We start from the raw sequence: 243 nt of genomic DNA, 5'->3' as shown, positions 1-243 counted from the left end.
GATCACCGCCGGACGGTACTGCAAGGCTTCTTGCAGATGGTGGCGAGCGATGTCTTCCGTTTGTTCGAGGTCGGCCAAAGTGCGCGCCACCTTGAGCAGCCGATGAGCCGCCCGCAACGACAGCGTCAGTCGCTCGCATGCGTTTTCCAGCCAGCTTTCATCGGCCTTCGTCAGCGTGCAGTACTCGCGCAGACGTAAGGCGCGAACTTACCGTGCCGACCTAGCGCACCGACGCCAAGCAAC

General features: G+C 62.1%; 1 protein-coding gene. It reads right to left on the bottom strand.

Features of this window, described 5'->3' with window-relative positions; genetic code table 11:
* On the bottom strand, nucleotides 1-150 hold a 150-nt coding region (locus tag AC0L3U_RS40045), incomplete at its 3' end, for a magnesium chelatase subunit ChlI family protein (protein WP_473365216.1).
* Nucleotides 151-243: the final 93 nt, after the last annotated feature.

The organism is Bradyrhizobium sp. Kon69 (assembly GCF_055807515.1).
The sequence above is the reverse complement of the archived record's forward strand: the minus strand, read 5'-3'. Positions and strand labels throughout refer to the sequence as shown.